The organism is Microbacterium sp. ISL-103 (assembly GCF_018613995.1).
In the GTDB taxonomy this organism is placed as follows: domain Bacteria; phylum Actinomycetota; class Actinomycetes; order Actinomycetales; family Microbacteriaceae; genus Microbacterium.
Genome location: NZ_JAGGPD010000630.1, coordinates 1 through 984, shown reverse-complemented (window position 1 = coordinate 984; position 984 = coordinate 1). Strand labels below are relative to the sequence as shown.

1 protein-coding gene is annotated in these 984 nt (G+C 69.5%); it reads left to right on the top strand.

Annotated features, from left to right (window positions below; genetic code table 11):
- Positions 1 to 151: 151 nt before the first annotated feature.
- Positions 152 to 984, top strand: an 833-nt coding sequence (locus tag J7E68_RS18880) for an exodeoxyribonuclease III (protein ID WP_215175083.1), incomplete at its 3' end; no start/stop codon positions are given.

Below are 984 nucleotides of genomic sequence, written 5' to 3'. Positions count from 1 at the left end.
CGACAGGGCGGTGCGCACAGCCGAGCACCAGCTCGCAGTGCTCGGGGCATCCGCCCCCCCGCCCGTCGATTCGACCTCGCCTCTCGCCCAGAGGCTTCTGGCCGAGCTGCAGCGGTCGAAGGATGTCGGTGGCGCTCGTTAGGCTGGAATCATGCCTCACCTGCGTATCGCCACGGTCAATGTCAACGGGATCCGAGCGGCGGCTCGCAACGGCATGAGCGGCTGGCTCGACGCCGCCGATGTCGACATCCTGACCCTGCAAGAGGTTCGCGGGCAGGACGAGCACCTCGAAGCGGCGCTTCCCGGGTGGACCTTCGTGCACGACGAGGCGACGGCGAAGGGCCGCGCCGGGGTCGCGATCGCCAGCCGCATCCCGGCGACCGCCTCACGCACCGAGTTCGGGGACTCCGACTTCGACTCGAAGGGTCGCTGGATCGAAGCCGACTTCCTCATCGGCGACAGGCCCCTCACGGTCGTCAGCGCGTACGTGCACAGCGGCGAGGCCGACACCCCCAAACAGGACGAGAAGTGGAAGTTCCTCGACGCGTTCGGCACGCGGCTCGCCGAACTCGGACAGGACGACGACGCCCTCGCCCTCGTGACCGGCGACCTGAACGTCGGCCACCGCGAACTCGACATCAAGAACTGGCGCGGCAACCGCAAGAAGGCCGGCTTCCTGCCTCGCGAGCGCGCCTACTTCGACAGATTCCTCGGCGCAGCGGGCCAGCCGGTCGACGGCGTCGACGGCACGACGGGCACCGGTCTCGGCTGGGTGGATGTCGGACGAACGTTCCACGGCGAGGTCGAGGGGCCGTACACCTGGTGGTCGATGCGCGGGCAGGCCTTCGACAACGACTCGGGGTGGCGGATCGACTATCACCTGGCGACCCCCGCCCTCGCGGAGCGCGTGTCGGCTTATCACGTCGCCCGGGCGGCAGCCTACGACCAGCGCTGGAGCGACCACGCGCCGGTCGTCGTCGACTG